The following is a 258-nucleotide window of genomic DNA, read 5'->3' on the forward strand; positions in this document are numbered from 1 at the left end:
GATCAATAACGATATAAACCTGCGCGGTCATGTCGATACGGAAACGGCGATCGGTATTGGGCACTTCAATATAACCGACATAATAAATAGCCGCGTCCGTTGAGCTGGTGTCACTGATACTCTCAGGGGCGGGTTCAATCGCCTTGAGGACAGAGTCAAATTTTTGATCAGGATTACCAATGATATTAAAGTAGACGGGCAAACCCGCTTGGACATTAATAACGTCCGCTTCAGAGATTTGCGCGTTAATACGAACCG

General features: G+C 46.1%; 1 pseudogene. It reads right to left on the bottom strand.

The features are described from left to right. Positions 1-258: pseudogene (locus tag AAEZ03_RS28035) on the bottom strand (efflux transporter periplasmic adaptor subunit); the annotation flags it as partial.

Source organism: Pseudomonas sp. HY2-MNA-CIBAN-0224, from assembly GCF_040310285.1.
GTDB classification, from domain to species: Bacteria; Pseudomonadota; Gammaproteobacteria; order Pseudomonadales; family Pseudomonadaceae; genus Aquipseudomonas; species Aquipseudomonas helleri.